At 37.2% G+C, this 23,481-nt stretch carries 22 protein-coding genes, 1 riboswitch and 1 other annotated feature; of the genes, 5 read left to right on the top strand and 17 right to left on the bottom strand.

From position 1 onward, the window contains the following. Positions 1–182 precede the first annotated feature (182 nt). The 8 genes from typA to IGM09_RS09345 all read right to left on the bottom strand — a co-directional run bounded on the left by typA (position 183) and on the right by IGM09_RS09345 (position 10,461). Positions 183–2,018: a translational GTPase TypA gene (typA, locus tag IGM09_RS09310; protein ID WP_002356682.1), complete on the bottom strand. Its 1,836-nt coding sequence runs from the start codon at positions 2,016–2,018 to the stop codon at positions 183–185. Between the two features lie 220 nt (positions 2,019–2,238). Beyond that, positions 2,239–3,021 carry an inositol monophosphatase family protein gene (locus IGM09_RS09315; protein WP_016616755.1) on the bottom strand — a complete coding sequence of 261 codons (783 nt, stop codon included), beginning with the start codon at positions 3,019–3,021 and terminating at the stop codon, positions 2,239–2,241. Beyond that, positions 3,022–3,300: a UPF0223 family protein gene (locus tag IGM09_RS09320; RefSeq protein WP_002356679.1), complete on the bottom strand. Its 279-nt coding sequence runs from the start codon at positions 3,298–3,300 to the stop codon at positions 3,022–3,024. Between the two features lie 49 nt (positions 3,301–3,349). Continuing rightward, positions 3,350–4,615 carry a voltage-gated chloride channel family protein gene (locus IGM09_RS09325; RefSeq protein ID WP_002384204.1) on the bottom strand — a complete coding sequence of 422 codons (1,266 nt, stop codon included), beginning with the start codon at positions 4,613–4,615 and terminating at the stop codon, positions 3,350–3,352. 76 nt (positions 4,616–4,691) lie between these two features. After that, a riboswitch (Fluoride riboswitch) is annotated at positions 4,692–4,761 on the bottom strand. Between the two features lie 50 nt (positions 4,762–4,811). Continuing rightward, a complete protein-coding gene (locus IGM09_RS09330; protein ID WP_010713202.1) occupies positions 4,812–6,062 on the bottom strand; it encodes a glycosyltransferase family 2 protein in 1,251 nt (416 codons plus the stop codon). Then, positions 6,059–6,202, bottom strand: coding sequence for a hypothetical protein (locus tag IGM09_RS09335; RefSeq protein ID WP_002400869.1), 144 nt, complete (start codon positions 6,200–6,202; stop codon positions 6,059–6,061). Before IGM09_RS09335 ends, IGM09_RS09330 begins: the two co-directional genes overlap by 4 nt. Before the next feature lie 28 nt (positions 6,203–6,230). Continuing rightward, entirely contained in the window at positions 6,231–10,199 is a 3,969-nt protein-coding gene (locus tag IGM09_RS09340) for an MSCRAMM family protein (protein ID WP_104877087.1), read from the bottom strand. Continuing rightward, positions 10,183–10,461: a hypothetical protein gene (locus tag IGM09_RS09345; protein ID WP_010707303.1), complete on the bottom strand. Its 279-nt coding sequence runs from the start codon at positions 10,459–10,461 to the stop codon at positions 10,183–10,185. The genes IGM09_RS09340 and IGM09_RS09345 overlap by 17 nt, the downstream gene beginning before the upstream one ends. Before the next feature lie 178 nt (positions 10,462–10,639). On the opposite strand from IGM09_RS09345, the gene IGM09_RS09350 reads away from it, so the two are divergent. After that, positions 10,640–10,972, top strand: coding sequence for a helix-turn-helix domain-containing protein (locus tag IGM09_RS09350; RefSeq protein ID WP_016618386.1), 333 nt, complete (start codon positions 10,640–10,642; stop codon positions 10,970–10,972). A gap of 80 nt (positions 10,973–11,052) precedes the next feature. Here the strand turns inward: IGM09_RS09350 and IGM09_RS09355 are convergent, their stop codons facing one another. From IGM09_RS09355 to IGM09_RS09385, 7 genes are all read right to left on the bottom strand, one after another. Next, positions 11,053–11,553, bottom strand: coding sequence for an HD domain-containing protein (locus IGM09_RS09355; RefSeq protein ID WP_002356666.1), 501 nt, complete (start codon positions 11,551–11,553; stop codon positions 11,053–11,055). A gap of 155 nt (positions 11,554–11,708) precedes the next feature. Continuing rightward, positions 11,709–13,400, bottom strand: coding sequence for an arginine--tRNA ligase (gene argS, locus IGM09_RS09360; protein ID WP_113826066.1), 1,692 nt, complete (start codon positions 13,398–13,400; stop codon positions 11,709–11,711). A gap of 72 nt (positions 13,401–13,472) precedes the next feature. Beyond that, positions 13,473–13,676, bottom strand: a binding site (T-box leader). A gap of 42 nt (positions 13,677–13,718) precedes the next feature. Then, positions 13,719–14,765: a tRNA (adenosine(37)-N6)-threonylcarbamoyltransferase complex transferase subunit TsaD gene (tsaD, locus tag IGM09_RS09365; RefSeq protein WP_002374298.1), complete on the bottom strand. Its 1,047-nt coding sequence runs from the start codon at positions 14,763–14,765 to the stop codon at positions 13,719–13,721. Continuing rightward, positions 14,762–15,226 carry a ribosomal protein S18-alanine N-acetyltransferase gene (gene rimI / locus IGM09_RS09370; protein WP_010713199.1) on the bottom strand — a complete coding sequence of 155 codons (465 nt, stop codon included), beginning with the start codon at positions 15,224–15,226 and terminating at the stop codon, positions 14,762–14,764. Before rimI (IGM09_RS09370) ends, tsaD begins: the two co-directional genes overlap by 4 nt. Positions 15,227–15,233: 7 nt before the next feature. Further along, entirely contained in the window at positions 15,234–15,788 is a 555-nt protein-coding gene (gene rimI, locus IGM09_RS09375; RefSeq protein WP_002384199.1) for a ribosomal protein S18-alanine N-acetyltransferase, read from the bottom strand. Beyond that, positions 15,760–16,479: a tRNA (adenosine(37)-N6)-threonylcarbamoyltransferase complex dimerization subunit type 1 TsaB gene (tsaB, locus tag IGM09_RS09380; protein ID WP_033625092.1), complete on the bottom strand. Its 720-nt coding sequence runs from the start codon at positions 16,477–16,479 to the stop codon at positions 15,760–15,762. The genes rimI (IGM09_RS09375) and tsaB overlap by 29 nt, the downstream gene beginning before the upstream one ends. Positions 16,480–16,594: 115 nt before the next feature. Beyond that, positions 16,595–18,637, bottom strand: a complete 2,043-nt coding sequence (locus IGM09_RS09385) for a penicillin-binding transpeptidase domain-containing protein (RefSeq protein WP_002400876.1) — start codon at positions 18,635–18,637, stop codon at positions 16,595–16,597. Between the two features lie 207 nt (positions 18,638–18,844). Between IGM09_RS09385 and IGM09_RS09390 the strand changes: the two genes are divergently transcribed. From IGM09_RS09390 to IGM09_RS09405, 4 genes are all read left to right on the top strand, one after another. After that, positions 18,845–20,077 carry an SPFH domain-containing protein gene (locus IGM09_RS09390; RefSeq protein WP_002381543.1) on the top strand — a complete coding sequence of 411 codons (1,233 nt, stop codon included), beginning with the start codon at positions 18,845–18,847 and terminating at the stop codon, positions 20,075–20,077. A gap of 103 nt (positions 20,078–20,180) precedes the next feature. Beyond that, positions 20,181–21,326 carry a hypothetical protein gene (locus tag IGM09_RS09395; protein ID WP_010776016.1) on the top strand — a complete coding sequence of 382 codons (1,146 nt, stop codon included), beginning with the start codon at positions 20,181–20,183 and terminating at the stop codon, positions 21,324–21,326. Then, a complete protein-coding gene (locus tag IGM09_RS09400) occupies positions 21,323–22,132 on the top strand; it encodes a TPM domain-containing protein (protein ID WP_002362631.1) in 810 nt (269 codons plus the stop codon). Before IGM09_RS09395 ends, IGM09_RS09400 begins: the two co-directional genes overlap by 4 nt. Beyond that, complete coding sequence (locus tag IGM09_RS09405) at positions 22,110–22,337, top strand: SHOCT domain-containing protein (RefSeq protein WP_016616760.1); 228 nt, start codon at positions 22,110–22,112, stop codon at positions 22,335–22,337. Before IGM09_RS09400 ends, IGM09_RS09405 begins: the two co-directional genes overlap by 23 nt. Positions 22,338–22,360: 23 nt before the next feature. Here IGM09_RS09405 and IGM09_RS09410 read toward each other — a convergent pair whose 3' ends face one another. Both IGM09_RS09410 and IGM09_RS09415 read right to left on the bottom strand, forming a co-directional pair. Continuing rightward, a complete protein-coding gene (locus IGM09_RS09410; protein WP_016616761.1) occupies positions 22,361–23,092 on the bottom strand; it encodes an HAD family hydrolase in 732 nt (243 codons plus the stop codon). A 146-nt stretch (positions 23,093–23,238) separates the two neighbouring features. Then, complete coding sequence (locus IGM09_RS09415; protein WP_002362220.1) at positions 23,239–23,466, bottom strand: hypothetical protein; 228 nt, start codon at positions 23,464–23,466, stop codon at positions 23,239–23,241. Positions 23,467–23,481 lie beyond the last annotated feature (15 nt).

Consider the following 23,481-nt stretch of genomic DNA (forward strand, 5'->3'; position numbering starts at 1 on the left):
CTTGCTATCAAAAGCTTTCAAAAATAGCGGCATTTGCTTGTTGTGGATAACGAGTAGTTATCCACACATAAAAAAATAACCTTATCTTAAAATACGCATTAATCCGTTTTTTTCATAAAAAAAACCAACTATTTTCGTAGTAAAACGAGCATAGTTGGTTTAAATGTTTATTTGTCGAAAAATTATTCAGCTTTTTTCTTTTTCTTGCTTGCTTTTTCGCGTTCGTTTTTGTTAAGAATTTGTTTTCTTAAACGGATGCTTTCTGGTGTTACTTCACAGTATTCATCTTCATTCAAGAATTCTAATGATTCTTCTAACGTTAATTTTTTCGGTTTTTTGATGACTGATGTTTGGTCTTTCGTTGCCGAACGAACGTTAGTCATTTGTTTAGCTTTTGTGATGTTCACAGTTAAATCGTTGTCGCGGTTGTTTTCCCCAACAATCATTCCTTCGTAAACTTCTGTCGTTGGTTCAACGAAAACTGTACCACGTTCTTCAATACTCATGATTGAGTAAGTCGTTGCTTTACCAGTATCGATTGAAACTAGCGCTCCTTGATGACGGCCACCAATCGTTCCTTGAATCATTGGTAAGTATTGATCGAAGGTGTGGTTCATAATACCATAACCACGAGTCATTGATAAGAATTCTGTTGAATAACCAATTAAGCCACGAGCTGGTGCCAAGAAGATTAAACGCATTTGTCCGTTACCGGCATTAATCATATCTTGCATTTCGCCTTTACGTAAACTTAGGGATTCAATCACGCTACCCATGTATTCTTCAGGTGTGTCAATTTGAACACGTTCAAATGGTTCACATTTAACTCCATCAATTTCACGTTCAATAACTTCTGGACGAGAAACTTGTAATTCATAGCCTTCACGACGCATGTTTTCAATTAAAATTGATAAATGCAATTCGCCACGGCCTGATACAGTCCAAGAATCTGGGCCAATTGGATCAACACGTAAAGATACGTCTGTTTGTAATTCAGCCATTAAACGTTCTTCGATTTTACGAGCGGTGATGTATTTTCCTTCACGTCCCGCAAATGGAGAATTGTTAACTAAGAAAGTCATTTGTAAGGTTGGCTCATCAATGTGTAGAATTGGTAATGCTTCTTGATTGTGAACATCTACAACTGTTTCCCCAACGAAAATGTCTTCCATTCCGGAAACGGCAATTAAATCGCCCGCTTTTGCTTCATCAATTTCCACACGTTGTAGGCCAAAGAAACCTAAAATTTTCGTTACACGGAAATTTTTCACGCTGCCATCTAATTTCATCAACGCAACTTGGTCGCCGACTTTCATTGTGCCACGGAACACACGGCCAATCCCAATACGTCCAACGTAATCGTTGTAGTCTAGTAATGAGACTTGGAATTGAAGTGGTTCGTCTGAATTATCAACTGGAGCTGGCACATGTTCAATAATTTTATCAAAAATTGGGGCCATTGTTGGCTCTTGATCTGCTGGATCATCTGATTCACTTGAAGTTCCGTTTAAAGCAGAAGCATAAACAACTGGGAAATCTAATTGATCGTCGTCTGCGCCTAATTCGATGAATAACTCTAAAACTTCATCTACTACGTGTTCAGGACGAGCAGAAGGTTTGTCAATTTTGTTAACAACCACGATTGGTGTTACTTTTTGTTCTAATGCTTTTTTCAATACGAAACGTGTTTGAGGCATTGTTCCTTCATACGCATCGACAACTAAAACAACACCGTCTACCATTTTCATGATACGTTCTACTTCACCACCGAAGTCCGCGTGTCCTGGTGTATCTAGAATGTTGATACGTGTACCGTTATAATCTACTGCTGTATTTTTTGCTAAGATAGTAATTCCACGTTCACTTTCAAGTGCATTGGAATCCATTGCACGTTCTTGTAATTGTGTGTGCCCATCTAAAGTGTCAGATTGTTTTAAAAGTTCATCTACTAAGGTTGTTTTACCATGGTCAACGTGGGCGATAATTGCCACGTTACGAATATCATCTCTGTATTTCAATTTAATTGCTCCTTATCTATATACGCTTATGTTACTTAAGTCCATAAAAGCCGACTGCTTATTATAGCAAACTTTTTTCATTAAAAAAAGGCTTTCGCCTGCAAAAATAATGAAAGTTTTAGAAATTATTCGGCTTTTTCTGAAAACAAGGACATTTTTTTACAAATTTTTCTCTTTTAAAAGAGGAAGAGCCTTACCTTCCAGCAACGCTCTTCTTGGATTATTCCGATTCATTTAAATATCGGGTAAATACTTCATCATAGGTTTCAGGAGTTGCTGCAATAAAGTATTCACGACCCGCAAAAGTTAATGGTTTTCCTGTAACACCAGAGTATTTAAACCCAAATTCTTCCAAAAGTACTAAGCCTGCTGCATAATCCCAAGGACTTAGATTAGATAAATAGCCATGATGGTTGCCTTTTAACATGGCAATAATTTCCAAACCTGCACAACCGCTAATACGCACGCCCATGCTTGCTTGTCCGATTTCCGTTGCGTGATGAATATTTTTTCCATGCATGTAAGCATTCATGCCCCATAATCCATCTGCCAAGGCTTTCATAGTAGGCGCTTTTAATAATTGATTATTCCGATAAACGCCAAGCCCTTTGCCGCCCCAATAAAGTTCTTCTCGCATCACATCATAGATAAAACCTAATTTACCAATGCCGTCTTCATAAACAGCTAACATAATACAAAAATTTTCTCTTTCCATCACGAAATTCATTGTGCCATCAATCGGATCGATGATCCACACGCGACCAGCAAAACTTTTTAAAGTATTGTAGCCTTTTTCTTCCCCTAAAATTTGATCTTCGGGAAAATTTGTTTGAATTTTATTCATTAAAAATTCTTGGGTTTGTTCATCCATATTTGTCACTAAATCGGTGCGGCCATTTTTCTGTTGAACGGTTAACTCTGATTCCAAGTTCATTCGAATCACATCGGCTGCTTCAAAAAGCCAACTTTGAATTGTTTGAACAAATTTTTGCGTTTCAGTCATCTAATCATCCCCCAGCTTTAATTTACCGCTTCCCTGTTTTTTAGCTTGTTGAAGCGTACGATATAACGAATATCCTGAAGCATTTTCAAATTCACGACCTAAGCGTTTTTCTTCGCCGATACTTTTAACGACCGTTTTAAATTGTTGATAGGTTGTTAAAAATTTGTCAACAGGCAAGCCTGTTTCGTTGGCTTGCTCAACTGCTGTCCACATATTAGTGACAATCACCATTTCTTCTGTCGTCCAATCTAAATCTAATGGATATTGATAGTCTTTCATGTCTTCACCTCATCTTCTCTAGTTTAGCATATTTTCATAAAAAAACATCTTATTTACGTCGATTTTTTAATGCATTAAAGAGAGGATATTCTGCTGTTCCTTTGCGATACAAACTTTGTTGCGAAGCATAAATACCGCTATTTCCTGAGCACATAAAACTGATTAAGCAGACCATGAAAAAATAGACTGCCGCTTCACTACCAAATAGTTCAATGCCCATAATGAAACAAGCAATTGGCGTGTTCGTGGCGCCAGAAAAAACACCAATAAATCCTAAACCTGCTAAAAAAGGAATTGACAGATGTAACAAAGGGGCCAAAGAACTCCCTAACGTAGCCCCAATTTCAAACAATGGCGTCACTTCTCCTCCTTGGAATCCGGCACCCAAGGATAACACCGTAAAGAATAATTTCCCAACAAAATCAAAAGGCTGCGCATTGCCTGCAAAAGCATCTTCTAGTAAAGGTAAACTCAAGCCTAAATAACGTTGGTTGTTTAAGACGAGCACAAACAGAACGACAATGGACGCCCCAAGAAACGCACGAAGGTAGACATTAGCAAACCAATTTGCGTAGGTCTTTTTTAAAAAGACAATGGAACGACTAAAAACCCAACCTGCTAAGCCAAAACAAATCGATGCCAAAAATAATTTTACGAATAGATCAACCGACCAAGTCGGAATTTTGCCCATCGGATAATGCGTATGCGTTACACCAAAACTTTCAGTCACAAAATTAGCAAATAAGCCTGCAAAAAAACTTGGGAAAAGTGCCTCTGCACGAACTTTTCCAATCGCCAAAACTTCTAATCCGAAAACCGTTCCCGCTAATGGTGTGCCAAAAACAGAACTAAAACCTGCACTAATTCCGCTAATAATAATTACTTGTCGTTCCAAAGCGGACAGTTTAAAGACTTTTCCTACAGCATTTGCGATTGCGCCCCCCATTTGCACCGCCGTCCCTTCACGACCAACAGAACCACCAAATAAGTGCGTAGTAATCGTGCCAAACAATGTTAAAGGAATTAAGCGCAAGGGAATATCTTCTTCCCCGCCATTGCCTTGTTCAATCACTAAGTTATTTCCTCGGCTAGCATTTTTCCCAAAACGCGTATAGAAATACGTAAAAACAACACCGCTAATGGGGAGAATAAAGAGTAACCAAGGATTTGCTAAACGAACATCTGTTACATAGGTGAGACTCTTTAAGAAAAAGGCGGATAACGCCCCCATAAATAAACCAATAATTGCGGTAATGAGCAACCATTTTGCCATATAACCGCCGATTGATAGTAGTTGCTTTGTTTCTTTTTTCACTTTACATGCTCCTTTACAATTTTCTTATCGCCAATCCTAGCGTACAGAAAAAGCCTACCAAAGGGTACACTTCTCCCGTTTGGTAGGCGTCATTAATTTATTCGTCCGATAAATAGTTCGTGGTGAACACCATCACCATGTTGCTATTAAACTATTAAAAATAATACCACGCAACTCTGGAAAGTGCAATAAAAAATCAATTGCGTTCCGTTTTTATCCACGTTCTATTCCCTTTAATAAACCGATAATAAGCCATTACCACACTAACGAATAAAATTAAGTACATGTAGGAAATAGTAAAAGGTAAACTAATTAACCCCACTTTTGCCGGTACTTCTAATTGAAAATTTTTCAACTCGCGATAATAGTTGATTGTAAAAAAAATGCCGAAAACGAGTGAAATACTGACAGCCAAAGCAAAACTAATACCTAGAGATAACGAAAAACCTAACCTATACAAGTGTTGCAGTTGAAGCCCAGTTAAAACAAAAACGAGGATTCCTGCGACGAGATTAATAAAGGGTTGCGCTAAAAAATAATAGATGCCGCACTTCTGCCTTAGCGTTAATGACTTTGATTTAATCACCCTGGGTAAATACGCTAGACAATCTAAATTCCCTTGAACCCAACGGCTTCGTTGCCGAATAAAACGTTTCACACCTCTCAGTGCTTCTTGAGCCATAAAGGCCTCGTCAATATAAGCAATCGATAACTCTTTCAGCATTAATTTAATGGTTAACTCATAGTCATCCAATAAAGCATTTCCCCAAGGCTGATAGCCTAAGTGTTCGGTAATCATTGATAACCGAAAAAACTGACCATTGCCACCAAGTCCAATGGTTTTTGTTGCTCGACGCGCCTTTTGAATAAAATTATTAATCGTAAAAAACTCAACATCTTGTGCAATAAACATAAAACTTGTAACATCTTTCATTTTGATTCTTGTTTGCGCAGCACAGACTGTTGTATCTGCGAAAACAGCAGTTAGTTCATTGATAATATTCTCACTAAAAAAACCATCTGCATCCACTACTCCCACCAATATTTGATTTCGTGAGTAGTCTTTTTTTTCTGCATCTGCTAATACAATTTGGAAAGCATGGTTCAAAGCGGCGCCTTTGCCTTGTTGCGCATTAGGAAATTGACGAGACAGAACTTGGATTGGACCAGCAATACTGTCCATCATTGCTTTGGTTTGGTCCGTTGATCCATCATCAATCGCGATTATTTTTTTCTTAATTGGTAAAGCAACCAGTTTTTTTAATGTTTCTCCGATGACTTTCTCCTCGTTTACACACGGTACAAGAAAGTAGCAGAAAAATTCTTCTGCTACTTCGACTTCTCTTCTTGTTTTTTTTCTTGTTCGAAAACTGAGAAATAAACTTGTAAATAAATAGGTTAAGAAAATGAACATAATTACTTTGTATAACTGATACAAATAAATCATGTAATTTGTCCTCTTTTCAAAAAATAACGATATAGAATGTAGGCAGTGACAATTGAAACTAGAATAACACCAATTAAATCAGTCACGAAAAGGGCGCCCGTTGAAATTACCCCAAGTTTCGGTAAAGCGGATTGACTCATTAGATACTCCTTTCTCTCTATTTGTTTTTTACCAACACACCACCACGATAACCATGACACATCCCCCATAATAATATCTTGGCGGATTATAGTACACAGGTGGATTATAGTTAGTGATGGGTGGCACATAGGGCCAAACTGTTGGTGGCGGTGGATTATAAACTGGTATTCTGCGATTTTCTCGAACAATTGCAATTGTTTGCCCCGCATGATTTTGCATCAGACTGACACGTGTTGGCGTAGTATTTCGTGAATAACCAGCTGGCGCTTGAACTTCTCTAATTTCATACACTCGGTTTACGGATAGTCCACTGATAGTAACTGTACCATCTCCCCCAGTTGTCACTCTTTGTGTATAGCCGTTAGTTGTATCTTTCCATTCAAAAACAGCGCCTGCTAAACGTACTTTTGTTTCAACATCTTGTTTAATAATTTTAATAGCACCATAGTTTGCTTTATTGTTTAACACTAACGTATACGTTTTTGCGCCTTGGCCTCGTAAGTCAATCCGATGGACCCTACTATCCAACGCATACCCAGTTGGCGCTTGAATCTCGGTGATTTCATAAATACGATCTGACGATAATCCTGGAATCAGTACTTCACCATTTCCATTTGCTGTAAATGTTGCCGTATAGTTATTGGTGGTATCGCGAAATCTAAATTTCGCTCCTGCTAAACGTTGTTTTGTATCCGTATCTTGCTTAATAATTTTGATAGCGCCCTGTTGTGATGTATTATTCAAGACTAGTGTATAGGTTTTACCACCTTGTCCACGTAAATCAACTTTATGAACACGTCTATCTATAGTATAGCCGTTTGGTGCTTTAATTTCTGTGATCTCATAGATACGATCACTGGCTAATCCAGGAATCAGTACTTCACCGTTTCTATCCGCTGTAAACGTTGCTGTGTAATTGTTGGTCGTGTCTCGGAATTTAAATTGTGCGCCTGCTAAACGTTGTTTCGTATATCCATCTTGCTTAATAATTTTGATGGCACTTTTTTGTGCTTGATTATTTAAGACTAATGTATAGGTTTTACCACCTTGTCCACGTAAATCAACTTTATGAACACGTCTATCTATGATATAGCCATTCGGCGCTTTGATTTCTGTGATCTCATAGATACGATCACCGGCTAATCCAGTAATCAGTACTTCACCGTTCCTATTCGCTGTAAACGTTGCAGTATAATTATTGGTTGTGTCTCGGAATTTAAATTGTGCACCTGCTAAACGTTGTTTCGTATATCCATCTTGCTTAACAATTTTGATGGCGCCTTTTTGTGCTTGATTATTTTTGGTAAACGTGTAGGTTTTGCCAGCATAATTCGAAGGTAAAAGAACTCTATGCACCGTTTTGTCAAGTATATAACCATTTGGTGCTTTTATTTCTGTAATTTCATAAATCCGGTTGACGGAAAAATTATATAAAGTTGCTTCACCATTAGCATTAGCAGTTACTACGCCTGTATTCCCGTTCACTGTGTCACGCCATCTAAATTGTGCACCTGCTAAACGTTGTTTTGAATAACTATCTTGTTTAATTAATTTTAAATTGCCACGTAGCGCAACATTTTCAATGGTATAATAACCAATCTTGTCAGCAAAATTAGTCGTTAGGGTAACTCGGTAAGTCTTGTTATTTAAGATATAGCCGTTTGGTGCTTTAATTTCCGTAATTTCGTATACACGATTGACTGGCAAATCTGTTATCAGTGCTTGTCCATTTTTGTCGGCTACAACTGTTCCTTCTTTTCCCGTCACCGTATCACGCCATTTGAACTCTGCACCTGCTAGACGTTTTCTTGAATCTTTGTCTACTTTGATTATTGCTAGACTACCTTTTTGCGCTGTATTTTCAATGATTACTGTCACTACTTTATTTGCCTGTGCAGTTGTTAAAGTGACTTTATGCACGGTTTTGTCTAGTACATAACCTGTGGGTGCTTTCGTTTCTGTGATTTCATACGTACGATTGACGGATAAGTTGGGAATTGTGACCGTTCCATCGGTTCCAACTGTCACTGTTCCTGTTTTTCCTGTCACCGTATCTTTCCACTGAAATTCTGCGCCTGTTAAACGTTTTTTACTGTCTTTGTCTTGTTTAACAATTTTGATAGACCCTTTTTGCGCTATATTGTCAACAGTTACAGTCACTACTTTATTGGCTTGTGCAGTTGTTAAAGTGACTTTATGCACGGTTTTGTCTAGTACATAACCTGTGGGTGCTTTCGTTTCTGTGATTTCATACTTACGATTGACTGCTAAATTGGGAATTGTGATGGTTCCATCGATTCCAACTGTCACTGTTCCTGTTTTTCCTGTCACCGTATCTTTCCACTGAAATTCTGCGCCTGTTAAACGTTTTTTACTGTCTTTATCTTGTTTAACAATTTTGATGGAACCAATTTGTACTTGCTGCTTATTCTTCACCCGATATGTTAAAGTGTAGTCGGCTTTTCCAGCAAATGAAATAGGATGTTTAGTATCGTCTAATTCATAGCCATTAGGCGCCTTCGTTTCAACTAAATAATATTCTCCATCAGGTGATAAATTTGAAAATAACAGCTCGCCATTTTCATTCGTGACACCTTTTTCTATTAGATTATTTTTTTGGTCATACAACGAAAATTCAGCACCCGCTAAACGCTTCGCCTCATTATTTTCATCTACTTTTTCTACTTTTAATTGATTTTCTAAACGTGTATTTTCTTTTTTCAGACGAATCGTCTGAGTTTGGCCTGATTTAATTTCAAATGATACTGGCGTTGCATCTAATTTATAGCCGGGTGGTGCTTTAACCTCAATTAATTCATATTGATCAGGTTCTAAACCAGCTAAACGGATTTGTCCAGATTGATTGGTCCTTAAATTCTCTTGAATAACTTGTTGTGTTTTTTTATTCACAAGTTTGAAAATAGCGCCTTGCAGAACTTCAGCTGTCTCTGCGTCTATTTTTTCTAAAATAACACCACCTTGACCTGTTCCTCCACTATTTTCATCCGCAGTGATATAAGCGATGTCTTCATCTTCCCAAGCATCGAATCCCTCATTAGAAATACGCATATAGGTGTAATTTGATAGTAAGGCATCACTTGGAATATTTTCATTTGGAATTGTTTCTAAATAAATATAATAGGCGTTTTTGTTAGAAAGATAACTGCCCGTAGCCGTTGGTATTCCTTCAAATTTCTCCGCTTCATAATTAAGTCCGCTTTTAGAAGCATGTTTTTGGAAAAATTGACTAGCATCGTAACTGTATTCATCATGCTCTAAATTCCGAATCATTTCACCATTTACTTCTAAAATAGGCTGCTTGGTGAGATACGCGGCAATACTGTCAACAGCTAATGTTTGGTTTGGACCTACATTATCTAAAAATTTAAAGGTTGTTTTTTCTGAACCTGAAAGTCCTGCTTGGTTATAGTTAAAATAGATGACCCAAGCAACTCTTCCTTCTGGCGTAAAACCTAAAGGAACTTTCCGAACGAGCTCAGTTTCTGGAACTTTCTCAACATATTGCCCAATGTTAATCATTGCAACTTTTTGTGAATCTCCAAAAGTAAAAGTCACTTTATCTTCAAAATTTTCTGACAAATTTTGGTTATATCGTAATTTTAATTCTAAATCAGCTGAATAGTCTACAATATTTTGCAACGCTTTAATCGTCCAAGTTCCATCATCATTTGGAGTCACTCGAAGCCCATCACTGATTTCAAAAGGTGTCATTGAATAGGAATATTTTTCGCTATCCATTCTTAATGTAATCGTCTCTCCAATTGCTAATTCGGAAATTGATAACGCCAAGGAAACAGTTGCCCAATCTTTTGTCGCAACAATTTCCGTCTTATTTTCTGGATACTCCACAGATACAGACCGAATTTGCGGTCCACTTTCATTATCTATCGCATAAGAAATAATACTTGTATTAGATCCTAAAATAATAAAAATAATTAAACAAAGCGAAAATAACTTATTAATAATTTTTTTCATTCATCACAATCCTTTCAACATCAATATGTGTCTTTTTAGACACTAATTCACTAAAAAAAATAGTCATAATTTCTTCATTCTTCAAATCCAACAACTGTGAAATCAATTTAATATCCGCTGCTTTGAAAACAACTTCTCCTTTTAATTTTTTGTAAATCGTTGAAGCGGATACGGGCTGCCCGTATGCAGTCATTTCATTTGCCAACCATTCAACATTTTTTCCTTTCATTCTCAATTTTGAGTGAATTAAATTTGATTCCATTTTACTCTCCCCCTTTTCCACTCTTCGTGTCTAATAAGACACAGAAATTATATCATTTTGTGAAAAAAACGTCAATATCATTAAAATCAAATAACTTTTTTGTTATATTTGTTATATCTACTTTCAAAAAAACATGTTTCTTTTGCGACACTTTTTGTGCTAGAATGTTTTTACGGAGGTGGTTTTTTTGAAAGAAAATTTTTTGAAGCAAAAACGGATGGAGAAAAATCTTACATTAGAACAAGTTGGAAATTTTGTTGGTGTTGGAAAAAGTACCGTCAGGAAATGGGAAACTGGAATGATTGAAAATATGGGGAGGGATAAAATTGTCGCCTTATCTAAAGTTTTAGATGTATCACCTCTTGAAATCTTAGGTATTCCTGAAACGGAAGAAACGCCACTTGTTGTCCCGACCAATATTATGAATGTTTACAAACAATTGACAACTGAAAATCAAGAAGCAGTCTATCGATATGCTCAAAAGAAATTAACAGAACAAAATTACTTTTAATATTTATTTTAAATAGATGAATGTTAGACTTTTTAGTCAACGTCAAACAAAAAAAGCTTATCCTTCCGGATAAGCTTTTTTTAGATTGACTGTTGGCCAAAATACTGACGCCATTTGGTTTTCATGGCTGTCGTCATCGGCAACGCTGCTTCTTTGACAGCACAATATTTGTCAACAAAGGTTACAATGTAACTTTCTTTGTATTTTGGTGGTGCAATAGTTGCGCCCCACATATGTTTAATAATAATGTCTCGTTCTAAATCAGACAACTCTGTAATTTTTTCAGCATTTTTGGCTGCAATTCGTGGATGAACATAGGCATGAGAGCCTTCGTCAAACTTTGTTGTGCGCCAATCATAGTAAAACAAATCATGCAATAAACCAGCACGAGCTGTTGCACGAGCATTGCCGTTCCAACGCTTTGCTAATTTATAGCTATGATAGGAAACACTAATTGAATGTTCTAAACGAGTTGAATGCATATGTTGTGTGTATTCTGCTAATTTTTGGACTTCTTCGGTTGCTAATAAATCTTCTACATAAGAAAGATATTCTTCGTCTTCACGCCATTTTTCTGTCATATAATTGGGTGCCACCTTTTCTAATCCTTTTATAACTTGACTCGAGTATAGCACCCCAGCTATTTAATTACTATGAATTTCTCAATCTGTAACTTAACTTTAATATTTGCTTAATAAGTTTAGCGTTCAACGCAGTAAAATTTTCACAAAAACTTCTACATTTCTTCTGGTGCATGTAATCCTAGTAAACGTAAATCTTCTTTTAAAACAGTAGCTACTGCATAAACTAACGCTAAGCGTGCCTCTTTTTGAGCATCTTCATCCAAAATCCGAACATGGGCATAATATTTATTGAACGCTTGTGCTAAATGAATGCTATGTTTCGCAATAACAGATGGTTCATATTTTTCAGCAGCTTGCATCACAGTTTCAGGGAATTTTTGTAACAACTTCACGACTTCCCAGCTATCCTTGTCATTTAGTGCATAACGTTGTGTAGCGTCTGGTGTAAAGTTTGCTTTACGTAAAATACTCATCGCACGAGCATGTGTATATTGAACATATGGGCCAGTTTCGCCTTCAAAACGAACAACTTCATCTAATACAAAATCGAAATTATTTAGACGATCATTTTTAAGGTCATGGAAAATAACTGCACCTACACCAACTTGTTTCGCCACTTCTTCACGATTTGCTAAGTCTGGATTTTTCTCGTTAATTTGATTTCCTGCTAAAGTAACAGCTTCATTCAATACTTCTTCTAATAAAACAATTTTCCCTTTACGTGTGGATAATTTTTTACCGCCTTGAGTAATTAAACCAAACGGAATGTGTTCCATATCATCTGACCAGTCAAATCCTAGTTCTTTCAAGACTGCTTTTAATTGTTTGAAGTGATTGCTTTGTTCGTTGCCGACTACATAAAGTGATTTGGCAAAATCATACGTCCGTTTACGGTAAAGCGCAGCAGCTAAATCCCGTGTGATATATAAGGTCGCACCATCTGATTTACGAATAAGTGCTGGATTTAAATTATATTCTGTCAAATCAACAATTTCTGCACCTTGATTTTCTGTTAATAAATGTTTTTCTTCTAATAAAGTAACAATTTCATCCATTTTATCATTATAAAAGGCTTCGCCATTATAAGAATCAAATTCAACTTCTAACATGGAATAGATTTTATCAAATTCTTTTAGAGACTCGCTACGGAACCATTTCCATAATTCATTGGCTTCTTGGTCTCCTTCTTCTAATTTTTTAAACCAAGCACGTGCTTCGTCTGCTAATTCTGGTTTTTCTTCTGCTTCTTCATGAAATTGCACATATAAGCGCAATAATTCATTAATTGGTTGTTGGCGGACTGCTTCTTCAGAACCCCATTTTTTATAAGCTACAATTAACTTACCAAACTGTGTACCCCAGTCACCTAAGTGGTTAATCCGAATTGGCTGATACCCAATTTTTTCTAAAATAAAGGCAATTGAATTCCCGATTACCGTAGAACGTAAGTGCCCCATAGAAATTGGTTTAGCAATGTTTGGTGAAGACATATCAATAGGAACATTGCCATTATTGCCAAAGGTACTGTTTCCGTAGTTGTTTTTTTCTTTGACTACTGCGCCAATGACAGCTTGACTGACTGCTTCTTTATTCATGAAAAAGTTTAAATAAGGTCCCACCACTTCAATTTTTTCAAAATTTGTCCCATCAATTTTTTCTGCTAATTCTGCTGCAATTTGTTGTGGTGCTTTACGATAAATTTTAGCTAATGAAAAGGCTGGAAAAGCAACATCTCCATGATCAACAGATTTAGGATTTTCCAATAATTGTTCGATTTGATCCATCGTTAATTCTTCATTTAAAACATCATGTAACGCTTTTGCTACGATTTCTTTGTTGTTCATAAGAACCCTCCTGATTAATTTGTAAGTATAAAAAAACAAAAACGTCTCTGACAAAACAAAATGATTTGTTTTGTCAGAGACGAGAATTTACCCGCGGTACCACTCTAATTGTCTATACTACTTGGATAGACCTGCTTCATCGATAACGGTGATTGCCGTCTGCTTTCAGCAGAATTCTAAAAGTGCGCTTCCTCATTCCGATCACTCTTGGCTCCCACCTTCCCAAGATCGCTAAGCTGACGTTGAAATAAGTACTCTCTTTATCATCGAATGTCATTGTTAAACTGGCTTCATTATAGCAAATTTTTGTCTAGCTGGCTAGCCTTCTTCACTAATTGTCATAAAACTAACGCCAGGTTCTGCATTTAAGTTATACGAAGCAAAGTGATTCTTTTCAGCTTCGATAAAGGCGGCAGCGCCAATCATCGCCGCGTTATCCCCACAAAGTTTTAATGGCGGAATAAGTAATGTCACTTCTGGTAATTGTTCACTGATTGCATGTCTCATTGCTTCTCGTAATCCTTGATTCGCAGCAACGCCCCCAGCAATTAGCAATTGTTTAACAGGATATTCTTGACAAGCACGAATGGTTTTAGTCACTAATACTTCTACCACACTCGCCTGAAAACTTGCGGCTAAATCCTTTGTAGACAGTACTTCACCACGTTGCTCTGCATTATGAACCGTGTTAATAAACGCACTTTTCAAACCACTAAAGCTAAAGTCATAGTTATCCTCTTTTAGCATCGCCCGTGGAAATTGATAGGTATCTGTGCCTTCATGGGCCAAAGCATCAATCTCTTTGCCACTAGGATAAGGCAACCCTAACACACGTCCGACTTTATCATACGCTTCACCAGCTGCATCATCACGTGTTTCACCAACAATTTCGAAAGAGCCATCTTCTTTCATGTAGACCAATTCCGTATGTCCTCCACTAACGAGTAAGGCCATCAATGGAAATTCGAGCGGTGCCACAAAACGGGCAGCATAAATGTGCCCAGCCATATGATTGACTGGAATAAGTGGTAATTGGTGCGCCCAAGCAAATGCTTTTGCTGCAGAAAGTCCTATTAATAAAGCACCAACTAACCCAGGCCCATAGGTCACAGCAACGCCACTAAGCTCTTCTGGTGTGACTTTTGCTTCTGTTAATGCTTCTTCAATACAGATCGTCACTTGTTCAACATGATGACGGCTCGCAACTTCCGGAACGACTCCACCAAAACGTTGATGGCTCTTAATTTGCGAAGCTACGATATTGGAAAGAATTTTGTCGCCATCTTCAATGACAGCCACACTTGTTTCATCACAGCTACTTTCCACAGCTAATAATAATTTACGTTCTTTTGTAAAAATTGTCATTGGGCTTCCTTCCTTAATTTCGCACACATTACAAAGGCATTTTCTTGAGGTTCTTTATAATAATTTTTTCGAACAGCTACTTTCCGAAAACCTGTTTTCTCATAAAGTTTTTGAGCTAATGTATTCGATTCTCTGACCTCTAAGAAAATTTGTGTAATGTCACGACTTTTAACATATTCTTTAAAAGCTTTCATTAATTGACAACCAATTCCTTGGTGTTGTTTCTGACCATTCACAACAACGTGACTAATTTCTGCTTCATCTAAAATAAAATGATAGGCAATATAACCTAACCACTGGCCATTTTCAACTAAAAAAAGATATTCGCTATTTTCCTGAGCAAAATCTTCCGCGAATTGTGTTTCTGTCCAAGGGGAGCCAGTTGTATAAGAAGAATTACTAAAACGCCATAATTCTTCACCAATATTTGCTATAGATATTTCTTTTTTTGTTACTAACATTTTTTCTTCACTCTTCTTTTAAATCAATTATCATTTCTAGTGCGTCTTCATTATTTTCGTCATAATAGCCTTTTTTCACCGTTTGTGAGGCAAAGCCAATTTTTCGATATAAACGTTGGGCTTTAACATTACTCATTCGTACTTCTAGCGATAAGGTTTCACAACGATTTTTCTTGGCAAAAATTCGCGTTTCTTCTATTAAAGAACGACCTAAACCTAAGCCTTGGTATGCTGTGTGAACAGCGACATTCGTAATGTGTGCATCCGTTCCTTGAATCCGACAGCCAATAAAGCCAACTGTTTTTCCGTTAATTGCCGCTAACAAATAGAGATGCGGCGCTTTTGAGCCAAGTTCTGCCATGAAAGCAGACATCGTCCAAGGAAGTTCCCCAGCATAAACTTCGCGTTCAATTGCAAGTAAATCCTTAATATCTTGGTAGGTAATTTCACGCAATTGAAATTCTTGCTGGTTCATTGCAATGGTTTTAGTTATATACCGTTGCCTTCTTTTTGTAAAGTATTTTGTCACAAAATTAAAGTTTTTCCACATAGCTTTCTCCATTAGGCGTGTGTGTCTTCAACCAATTTTCTTCCGCTTCTACTTTTTTCAAATACGCAGGTAAGAACCCATGAACATTTTCAACAGGTTCAGCCACACTACCTAACGCAGCCAAAACTGCGGCATTAGGAATTTGCCATTGCGGGACATCACAAATTTCTCCATGAGGAATGATTTGAGCTATTTCTTCAGTGAATTTTTCAACATCTTCACCAACAAAAAAAAGATTTGGTTCATTTTTTAGTTGTTCTAATAACTCCCGCAGGGAAATATGTTGGTCCGGTAACTCATTTTGCCACATGCCATTGACAAACCGATAAGCACCAGCATAGACGTTTTTACGACGCGCATCAAAAAGAGGCACAACTAAACCGGTTTGTCCAACACAATTGGCAGCTAACGTTTGTAGACTGGAAATGCCTACTAGCTCTTTCTTTAAAGTATAGGCCAATGTTTTGGCAGTCGTCACGCCTAAACGTAAACCAGTGTATGATCCAGGTCCTTCTGCTACGACAAAACGATCAATTGCCGTTGGCGCCAAGTTCAATTGACTCATCAAATAGTCAATTGCCAGCATTAATGTTAAGCTATGATTTCTTTTAACCGTTGCTGTATAACTTCCCAGAATTTTTTGATTTTCACACACAGCAATACTCAATGTTTGGTTAGATGTATCTATTGCTAAAATTCGCACACGAATCCCTTTCCTTCTACAATTTAGTCGCTTCATTGTAGCACACTTTCCTTTTTCTAAAAAGGGAAAACGAGGTTTCTTTTTACAGAAACCTCGTTTCGTTCATTTTCTCTTTTTATTTAATGGTTGCTTCTAAGTAATCAATTAATGGTTTACTGATATCTGTTGCAGAACCATTTTCTCCTGAATTTTCAACCATAATCATTGTTAAGAATTTATTGTTACTACGATCTAACGTTAGAAGGAAACTGTTTTCTTTGCCATCTGTATCTTGTTTATCTTTTATTTCAGCTGTTCCTGTTTTGGCAGCCAATGAGAAGTTCGGATTGTACATATTATAAACATAACCTGAAGGATCTTCCACACTACCTAAAAGATCTGTGGCAATTGTATTCGCTGCGTTGGCGCTGATTACATTGTCTTTTTTCTTCGTTTCTTTGTCTAAAACTAGTTTTGGATAGACTAATGTCCCATTATTTTGGAAAACACTATACATGGTAGCTTGCTGGATTGGCGAAATTAACAATTGGCCTTGGCCGTAGCCCGTATCTGCCAAAAGAATTTCAGAATTAAATTTATCTTCATTTGAAATTTGAGCAGGCGTCATGGCAATTGGTAAATCTAGTTCCTCACCGAAAATGAATTTATTAAGACCCGCTCTAAATTTGTCTTCCCCCATACGTAATGTTTGTTGGGCAAAATAAATATTATCTGAATTAACTAAAGCGGTACGCAGATTGACTGGACTTGCTTCTTTTACACGTGTTGCAAAATAGCCGCCCCAAGATTTATCTTTTTGCCATTTCAAGCCATTAATTTCTAGCTCTTCATCTGGCTTCAATGTCCCTGCATCTAAACCAATGGCACCGGTAATTGTTTTAAAGGTAGAGCCTGGTGCATAGCCTGTCGCAAAACGTGCTGTGAATGGTAAATCTTTGTTGTTATTGTAAGCATCATATTCTTTTTGAGAAATACCATTGGCCATTTTATTAGGATCATACGAAGGTGAACTAACCGTTGCTAATAAATCGCCTTTTTGAGGATCGGTAATGACCGCACTACCAGGGCGTTTGTCAAATATAGCGAAGGCTTGTTGTTGTACGCCACTGTCAATCGTTAATTTAATCGTTTGACCATCTTTTTTCTCTTTGGTTTGTAAAGCTTTTTTGACATTCTCTTTGTCATCTAAAATAACTAGTGAGCCACCATCTTGCCCTCTTAATTCTTTATCAAACGCTCGTTCTAAGCCAGTTTTACCAATTACGCCCGTACTACTTAACTCTGGATTTTTTTTAATATCTTCTGCAGTAATGGTGCCTGTATACCCGATTAATTGCGCAGCTGCTTCCCCCAGCGGATAATAACGTGACTCTGTATCTTTTGTCGCAGCCCCTGTTGGTAATTCTGTCACTGGTTCAGAAGCGACTGTGATTGGTACAAAGGAGTCTGCTTGGACCCACCCTTGGCTTAACTTTTGATTGATTTCATCAACAGAAACGCCGAACTTATCACTAAAAGCTTTGATATTGGCTGTTTTTTCTGCGCCAGAACCGAGTTTGCCAGGCACTACGCCCACTTCGTCAAACACTTTGTTAATTGCTAGCCCACTACCATTACGATCGACAATTTCTCCACGTTTGGCATTATCTACTTGAATCGAAATTTTATCATTTCCTGACATATCTGGAAAAATTAAAGACGGCTTCCAAGCGATTTGGTAGGTATCGCCTTTTTTGGCGATACTTGATTGATAAGACAAATCTTTCATTTCGCCTAAAGGGGTACTCATCGATAATTTATAGGTAAATGTGTATTGATTGTCTTTCGCTTTTTTGACTTGAACATCACTAGCTTTGACTCCTTCTGCTTGAATCCCTGAATAAATTGCTTGGTATTTTTCAACAACAGATTTAGTATCATAGCCATTTTTCTTTAAGCTAGCTTCTTGAACAACGGACGGTAACTTATCAAATTTCTGTTTTGTCAATACGTTTAAAAATGTAGTAGCTGTTTTCTTCGCTTCGGCTAATTCTTGTTTGGCTTGCCATTGACTATAAGCATAATACCCGCCACCGGCAGCAGCGATTAGAACCAAGGCAGAAACACCAAGAATAAGTGGTTTTTTTGAAGATTTTTTATTACGATTGCTTCGTTCCATTCAATAATCCCCTAACTATATAATATGTCTTTTCTTCTATTATACGTAACTTTTTTTAAAATGCTTGTGTTTCACCTATACTTTTTTTAATTTCTTAATAAAGTTTGATCAATTTTTTCCATTTCATCAGGCTTTCGTTGGATTTCTCTGCATTCATTGTGTGGTATACTAGCTGTAACAATTAGTTTTTTATTAGGAGGAATGAACATGGGACTTATTAAAGCAGCAACAAGTTCAGTTGGCGGTGGCTTGGCCGATCAATGGCTAGAGGTTATTGAACCTGATAATATGGGGGACACAACCGTCATGACAAAAGGTGTTTTTGTGCGTAAAGATGATAAACGTGGTTCTAATCGTAAAGGAACGGACGATGTTTTAACAGATGGTTCTGTTGTACATGTCTATCCCAACATGATGATGCTTCTTGTCGATGGGGGCAAAATCATCGATTACACTGCTGAAGAAGGCTATTATACAGTCAAAAATGATTCTGCGCCTTCAATGTTTAACGGTTCTTTAAAAGATGCGATTGCAGAGACCTTCAGTCGTTTCAAATTTGGTGGCGTAACTCCACAAAAACAACAAGTTTTTTATATTAACTTGCAAGAAATTAAAGGCATTAAATTTGGAACACCTGCGCCATTAAACTATTTTGATAATTTTTATAATGCCGAACTTTTCTTACGTGCACACGGAAATTACTCAATTAAAATTACAGATCCTTTACTATTTTATACTAATGCGATTCCTAAAAATCAAACGCAAGTAGATATTAATGATATTAATGAACAATATTTGGCAGAGTTCATTACAGCATTGCAAGCAGCAATCAATCAAATGTCTGCTGATGGGCAACGTATTTCTTATGTTCCCTCAAAAAGTGTTGAATTAAGCAAATATATGCAAACTGCACTTGATGAGGATTGGCGCACCAATCGCGGCATGGAAATTGTTTCTGTAGCAGTTGCGAGCATTTCTTATACAGATGATTCAACAAAATTAATCAACATGCGAAATGAAGGAGCTATGCTCAGCGATCCAGGTGTTCGCGAAGGCTATGTTCAAGGTTCCTTGGCTCGTGGTATGGAGGCTGCTGGTAAAAATGAAGGTGGCGCTATGAGCGGCTTTATGGGCGTTGGTATGGGCATGAATGCGAATGGCAACTACTTTGCGCAAGCGTCTCAAACAAACCAACAACAAATGCAAGAAAAACAAAACCAGCAAAACGCACAAGGGTCTACAGACACTTGGACTTGCCCACAATGTGGGACTGAAAACACTGGGAAGTTTTGTTCAAACTGTGGTACACCAAAACCAACAAACGAGAAACCAAAATTAGAAATGAAATGTAGTGAATGTAGCGAAATTGTTGACTTAAGTAATGGTATTCCTAAGTTCTGTCCACATTGTGGTAAACCATTCCAAGGGGTTCCTTTATAAGCAAGTAGTGAACAATTAAAGAAAAGGGTCAGGCACAAGTCTACCCTTTTTCTTTGAATCAGATTCCTGTTATTTACTCACTCTATTAGAAAGGACGGTTGCAATGGAAACAACATTTACCCATAAATGCCCCAACTGTGGCGGCCCGCTCTTATTTAATCCCAAAGATCAAAAATTTCATTGTGAATATTGTTTAAATATTTACACGGAAGAAGAAGTGACTCGTTATGAGCAACAGCAACATGAGGCGCATTTAGAGAATCCCTCAACAACGACTGCCGAGGAAAATTTGACTTTCACGGCGGAAGAAGAATCCTCCGCTACGCAACAAACAGAGACCACTGAGAATGAAGCAGCTGCAGATGCAGGCACAATGGAAATTTTTAATTGTCCAAGCTGTGGCGCTCAAATTGTCACCGATGCAACAACGGCTGCCACATACTGTTATTATTGCCATAATCCTGTTGTCTTGGCTGGTCGATTAAGTGGCGAATTTTTACCAGAAAACGTCTTACCCTTTACAATTGAAAAAGACGAAGCGATTGAAAAATTTCTCGCTTGGACCAAGAAAAAATGGTTCATTCCCCGAGATTTTTTCAGCAAAAATCAAATCGATAAATTAACTGGGGTTTACTTCCCCTATTGGGTCGTTGATGCAGAAGTCGATGGACAACTCCAAGCTACTGGCACAAGTATTCGCATTTGGCGCGTAGGTGATATTGAATACACCGAAACAAAACGTTTCAATGTGGGACGTTCAGGAAAATTATCGTTTAAAGAATTAGTTAAAAATGCCTTGTCAAAAAACGTCCAACAAAAAATGGTGGAAGGCGTTCAACCATTTTTAATTGATCAAGCAGTGCCTTTCAAAAGCCAATACCTAGCAGGTTTTCAAGCAGAAAAACGCGATATTGAATATGAAGCAATCAAAAAACACGTCCAACAAGAATTACAAGATTATTCGGAATCATTGTTACGGGACTCTGCTTCTGGTTATACTACATTGACAAATGTTCGCACGGATATTTCTCTAGACCAAGAAAATAATCACTATATGCTTTTGCCAATTTGGTTAGTCACCTATCGCAGTCAGGAACAATCAAAAAAAGTTTATTATTATGCCATGAATGGACAAACAGGTAAAGTAAGCGGTGTGCTTCCAATTAGTTACACTCGTTTAGGACTAGCAACGTTAGGCATTTTCGCTGGACTCTTAGCACTCTTTTTATTAGGAGGTTATTTCCTATGAAAAAACGACTTTTACCTATTTTTTTCCTAATACTTCTTACCTTTGGCCTTGCCCTACCCGTTTCGGCGGCTGAAAATTCAATTGATGATGGTGCACAATTACTGACACCTGATCAAATCAACCAACTAAAGCAAGAGATACAACCTTTAGAAGAAAAAACAAAAGCCTCTGTCTTTATTGTGACCACAAATAATAATACCTATGGCGATGAACAAGAATATGCAGATCATTATCTTTTAAATAAAGTTGGCAAGGACCAAAATGCGATTCTTTTTCTCATTGATATGGACTTACGGAAAGTCTACATCTCTACTTCTGGAAACATGATTGATTATATGACGGATGCACGAATTAATGACACCTTAGATAAAGTAATGGATGGGATGAGTCAAGGAAATTATTTCGCGGCTGCTCAAACCTTTGTTCAGGAAACTCAAGCATTTGTTAATAAAGGGGTTCCTGGGGGGCACTATCGTGTGGACAGCGCAACAGGTAAAATCACTCGTTATAAAGTCATTACCCCGCTGGAAATGGTAATTGCTTTTGCTGCTGCTCTGATACTCAGTTTGGTCTTCTTAGGCATTAATATTTCTAAATATCAATTAAAATTTTCAAGTTATCAATATCCCTTTAGGGAAAAAACAACTTTAAACTTAACCTCCCGTACAGATCAGTTAACCAACTCTTTCATCACTACGCGTCGTATTCCTAAAAACAATGGCGGCAGTGGCGGAATGGGCGGTGGTGGCAGCACCACCCACTCAACTGGCGGCGGCACATTCGGTGGCGGCGGTCGAAGTTTTTAGATTTTTCACAGAAATACCAACTCCTATAAAGAGTGATGAAAACCAACCGATTGAACCAAAGCTATCTGATTCACAAAAAAACTCATCTAGCGCTATTGAAGACGTAATGGCTGAGTTAAGAAATTTAAAACTGTTAGTTGATGAAGGAGTTCTAACAGAAGAAGAATTTCAACAAAAGAAACGGCAATTGCTTCAATTAGATTAATAAAAAAATCCTGAAAAGACTCGTCATCTTTTCAGGATTTTTTTCTTCTTGGTATTTTCCCATAATTCTTGATAAGGTATTTCATGGATATCACGGAAATAGGCTACTTCAAACTTTTCAAAATCAGTTGACTGGCAGTTGCCTGTTAAAACACCAATTCCTGCTTTGCCATGACAAGTTCCCATGAAAACATCCACGAGCGAATCCCCCACCATAATTACTTCTGTCGACTTCAATTGACATGACTGACAAAAGGCTTGGAGCATGTCCGCATCTGGTTTCGGTAAGTAACGATCTCCTGTCGCAATAAAATCAAACATTTCTGTTAAACCAAGATATTCCATAATCAACATAGTCGCTGGCAAAGTATCTGAAGTTGCTAGTCCAATTTTATAGTTCTTCCGTTTTAGCTCAAGAAATAACTGTTTTAAATCACCAATTGGTTCAATCTTTTTCAGATTTTTTCGTAAATAATCATAAAAAAATTGCTCCAGCCATCGACTGCTGATTCCCTGTTCGACTAATTCCTCAAATTGCGCCAATTCCTGATAAAGTTCCTGATAAAGGACTTCATCAAGTAAATGTTTTTGCAAAAAACGTTGCTCCTGAATAGCTAATATCTTTTTTATTTCTGCTGAATGATGAGGGGCTAACATACTTAGTGTTTCAAAACAAGCTTGCAAACCTGCTTGCCAAAGAGTATCAAAACGAATACACGTACCATCTTTATCAAATAAAATTCCTCGTTTTTCCATGAAAGAACACCTCAAAACGTTTGCTTTGCTTCCTATTTGTTTCTTCAAGTATACTAATCATTTATTTGATTTTGATATTCTTTTTGTATCATTTGTGTAAAAAAATATAAAAAAGCAACGAATTTAGAAAAATTCGTTGCTTTTTTTTAATCAATCACTTTTTTTACTTTGAATTCTTTTGTTTCAGCAGACGGTTCTGTTTGATCAGCTAATTCAAATAAAATATGGGTACCATTTTCTTCATCTTCAACGATAATCAGTTTTCCTGGAATCTTTCGAGTATCTTTCGCAATTTGGGCTTCTTTAATTAATTCTTTTTGATCTCTTTTTGAAGCAAGGGCATTTCCTAAATTAAAAAAGACAGTTTCTTCCATAATTAACCACTCACT

This window comes from Enterococcus sp. DIV0167, from assembly GCF_050541555.1.
Taxonomy (GTDB): domain Bacteria; phylum Bacillota; class Bacilli; order Lactobacillales; family Enterococcaceae; genus Enterococcus; species Enterococcus faecalis.

What these genes read in the sequence shown, in the direction of transcription:
- IGM09_RS09315 (WP_016616755.1), bottom strand. Translation starts at nt 3,021, where the DNA reads ATGACTGAAACGCAAAAATTTGTTCAAACAATTCAAAGTTGGCTTTTT.
- IGM09_RS09330 (WP_010713202.1), bottom strand. Translation starts at nt 6,062, where the DNA reads ATGATTTATTTGTATCAGTTATACAAAGTAATTATGTTCATTTTCTTA.
- IGM09_RS09355 (WP_002356666.1), bottom strand. Translation starts at nt 11,553, where the DNA reads ATGACAGAAAAATGGCGTGAAGACGAAGAATATCTTTCTTATGTAGAA.
- IGM09_RS09400 (WP_002362631.1), top strand. Translation starts at nt 21,323, where the DNA reads ATGAAAAAACGACTTTTACCTATTTTTTTCCTAATACTTCTTACCTTT.
- IGM09_RS09390 (WP_002381543.1), top strand. Translation starts at nt 18,845, where the DNA reads ATGGGACTTATTAAAGCAGCAACAAGTTCAGTTGGCGGTGGCTTGGCC.
- tsaD (WP_002374298.1), bottom strand. Translation starts at nt 14,765, where the DNA reads ATGACAATTTTTACAAAAGAACGTAAATTATTATTAGCTGTGGAAAGT.
- IGM09_RS09340 (WP_104877087.1), bottom strand. Translation starts at nt 10,199, where the DNA reads ATGAAAAAAATTATTAATAAGTTATTTTCGCTTTGTTTAATTATTTTT.
- IGM09_RS09410 (WP_016616761.1), bottom strand. Translation starts at nt 23,092, where the DNA reads ATGGAAAAACGAGGAATTTTATTTGATAAAGATGGTACGTGTATTCGT.
- rimI (WP_010713199.1), bottom strand. Translation starts at nt 15,226, where the DNA reads ATGTTAGTAACAAAAAAAGAAATATCTATAGCAAATATTGGTGAAGAA.
- IGM09_RS09345 (WP_010707303.1), bottom strand. Translation starts at nt 10,461, where the DNA reads ATGGAATCAAATTTAATTCACTCAAAATTGAGAATGAAAGGAAAAAAT.
- IGM09_RS09395 (WP_010776016.1), top strand. Translation starts at nt 20,181, where the DNA reads ATGGAAACAACATTTACCCATAAATGCCCCAACTGTGGCGGCCCGCTC.
- IGM09_RS09415 (WP_002362220.1), bottom strand. Translation starts at nt 23,466, where the DNA reads ATGGAAGAAACTGTCTTTTTTAATTTAGGAAATGCCCTTGCTTCAAAA.
- argS (WP_113826066.1), bottom strand. Translation starts at nt 13,400, where the DNA reads ATGAACAACAAAGAAATCGTAGCAAAAGCGTTACATGATGTTTTAAAT.
- rimI (WP_002384199.1), bottom strand. Translation starts at nt 15,788, where the DNA reads ATGGAGAAAGCTATGTGGAAAAACTTTAATTTTGTGACAAAATACTTT.
- IGM09_RS09385 (WP_002400876.1), bottom strand. Translation starts at nt 18,637, where the DNA reads ATGGAACGAAGCAATCGTAATAAAAAATCTTCAAAAAAACCACTTATT.
- IGM09_RS09320 (WP_002356679.1), bottom strand. Translation starts at nt 3,300, where the DNA reads ATGAAAGACTATCAATATCCATTAGATTTAGATTGGACGACAGAAGAA.
- IGM09_RS09335 (WP_002400869.1), bottom strand. Translation starts at nt 6,202, where the DNA reads ATGAGTCAATCCGCTTTACCGAAACTTGGGGTAATTTCAACGGGCGCC.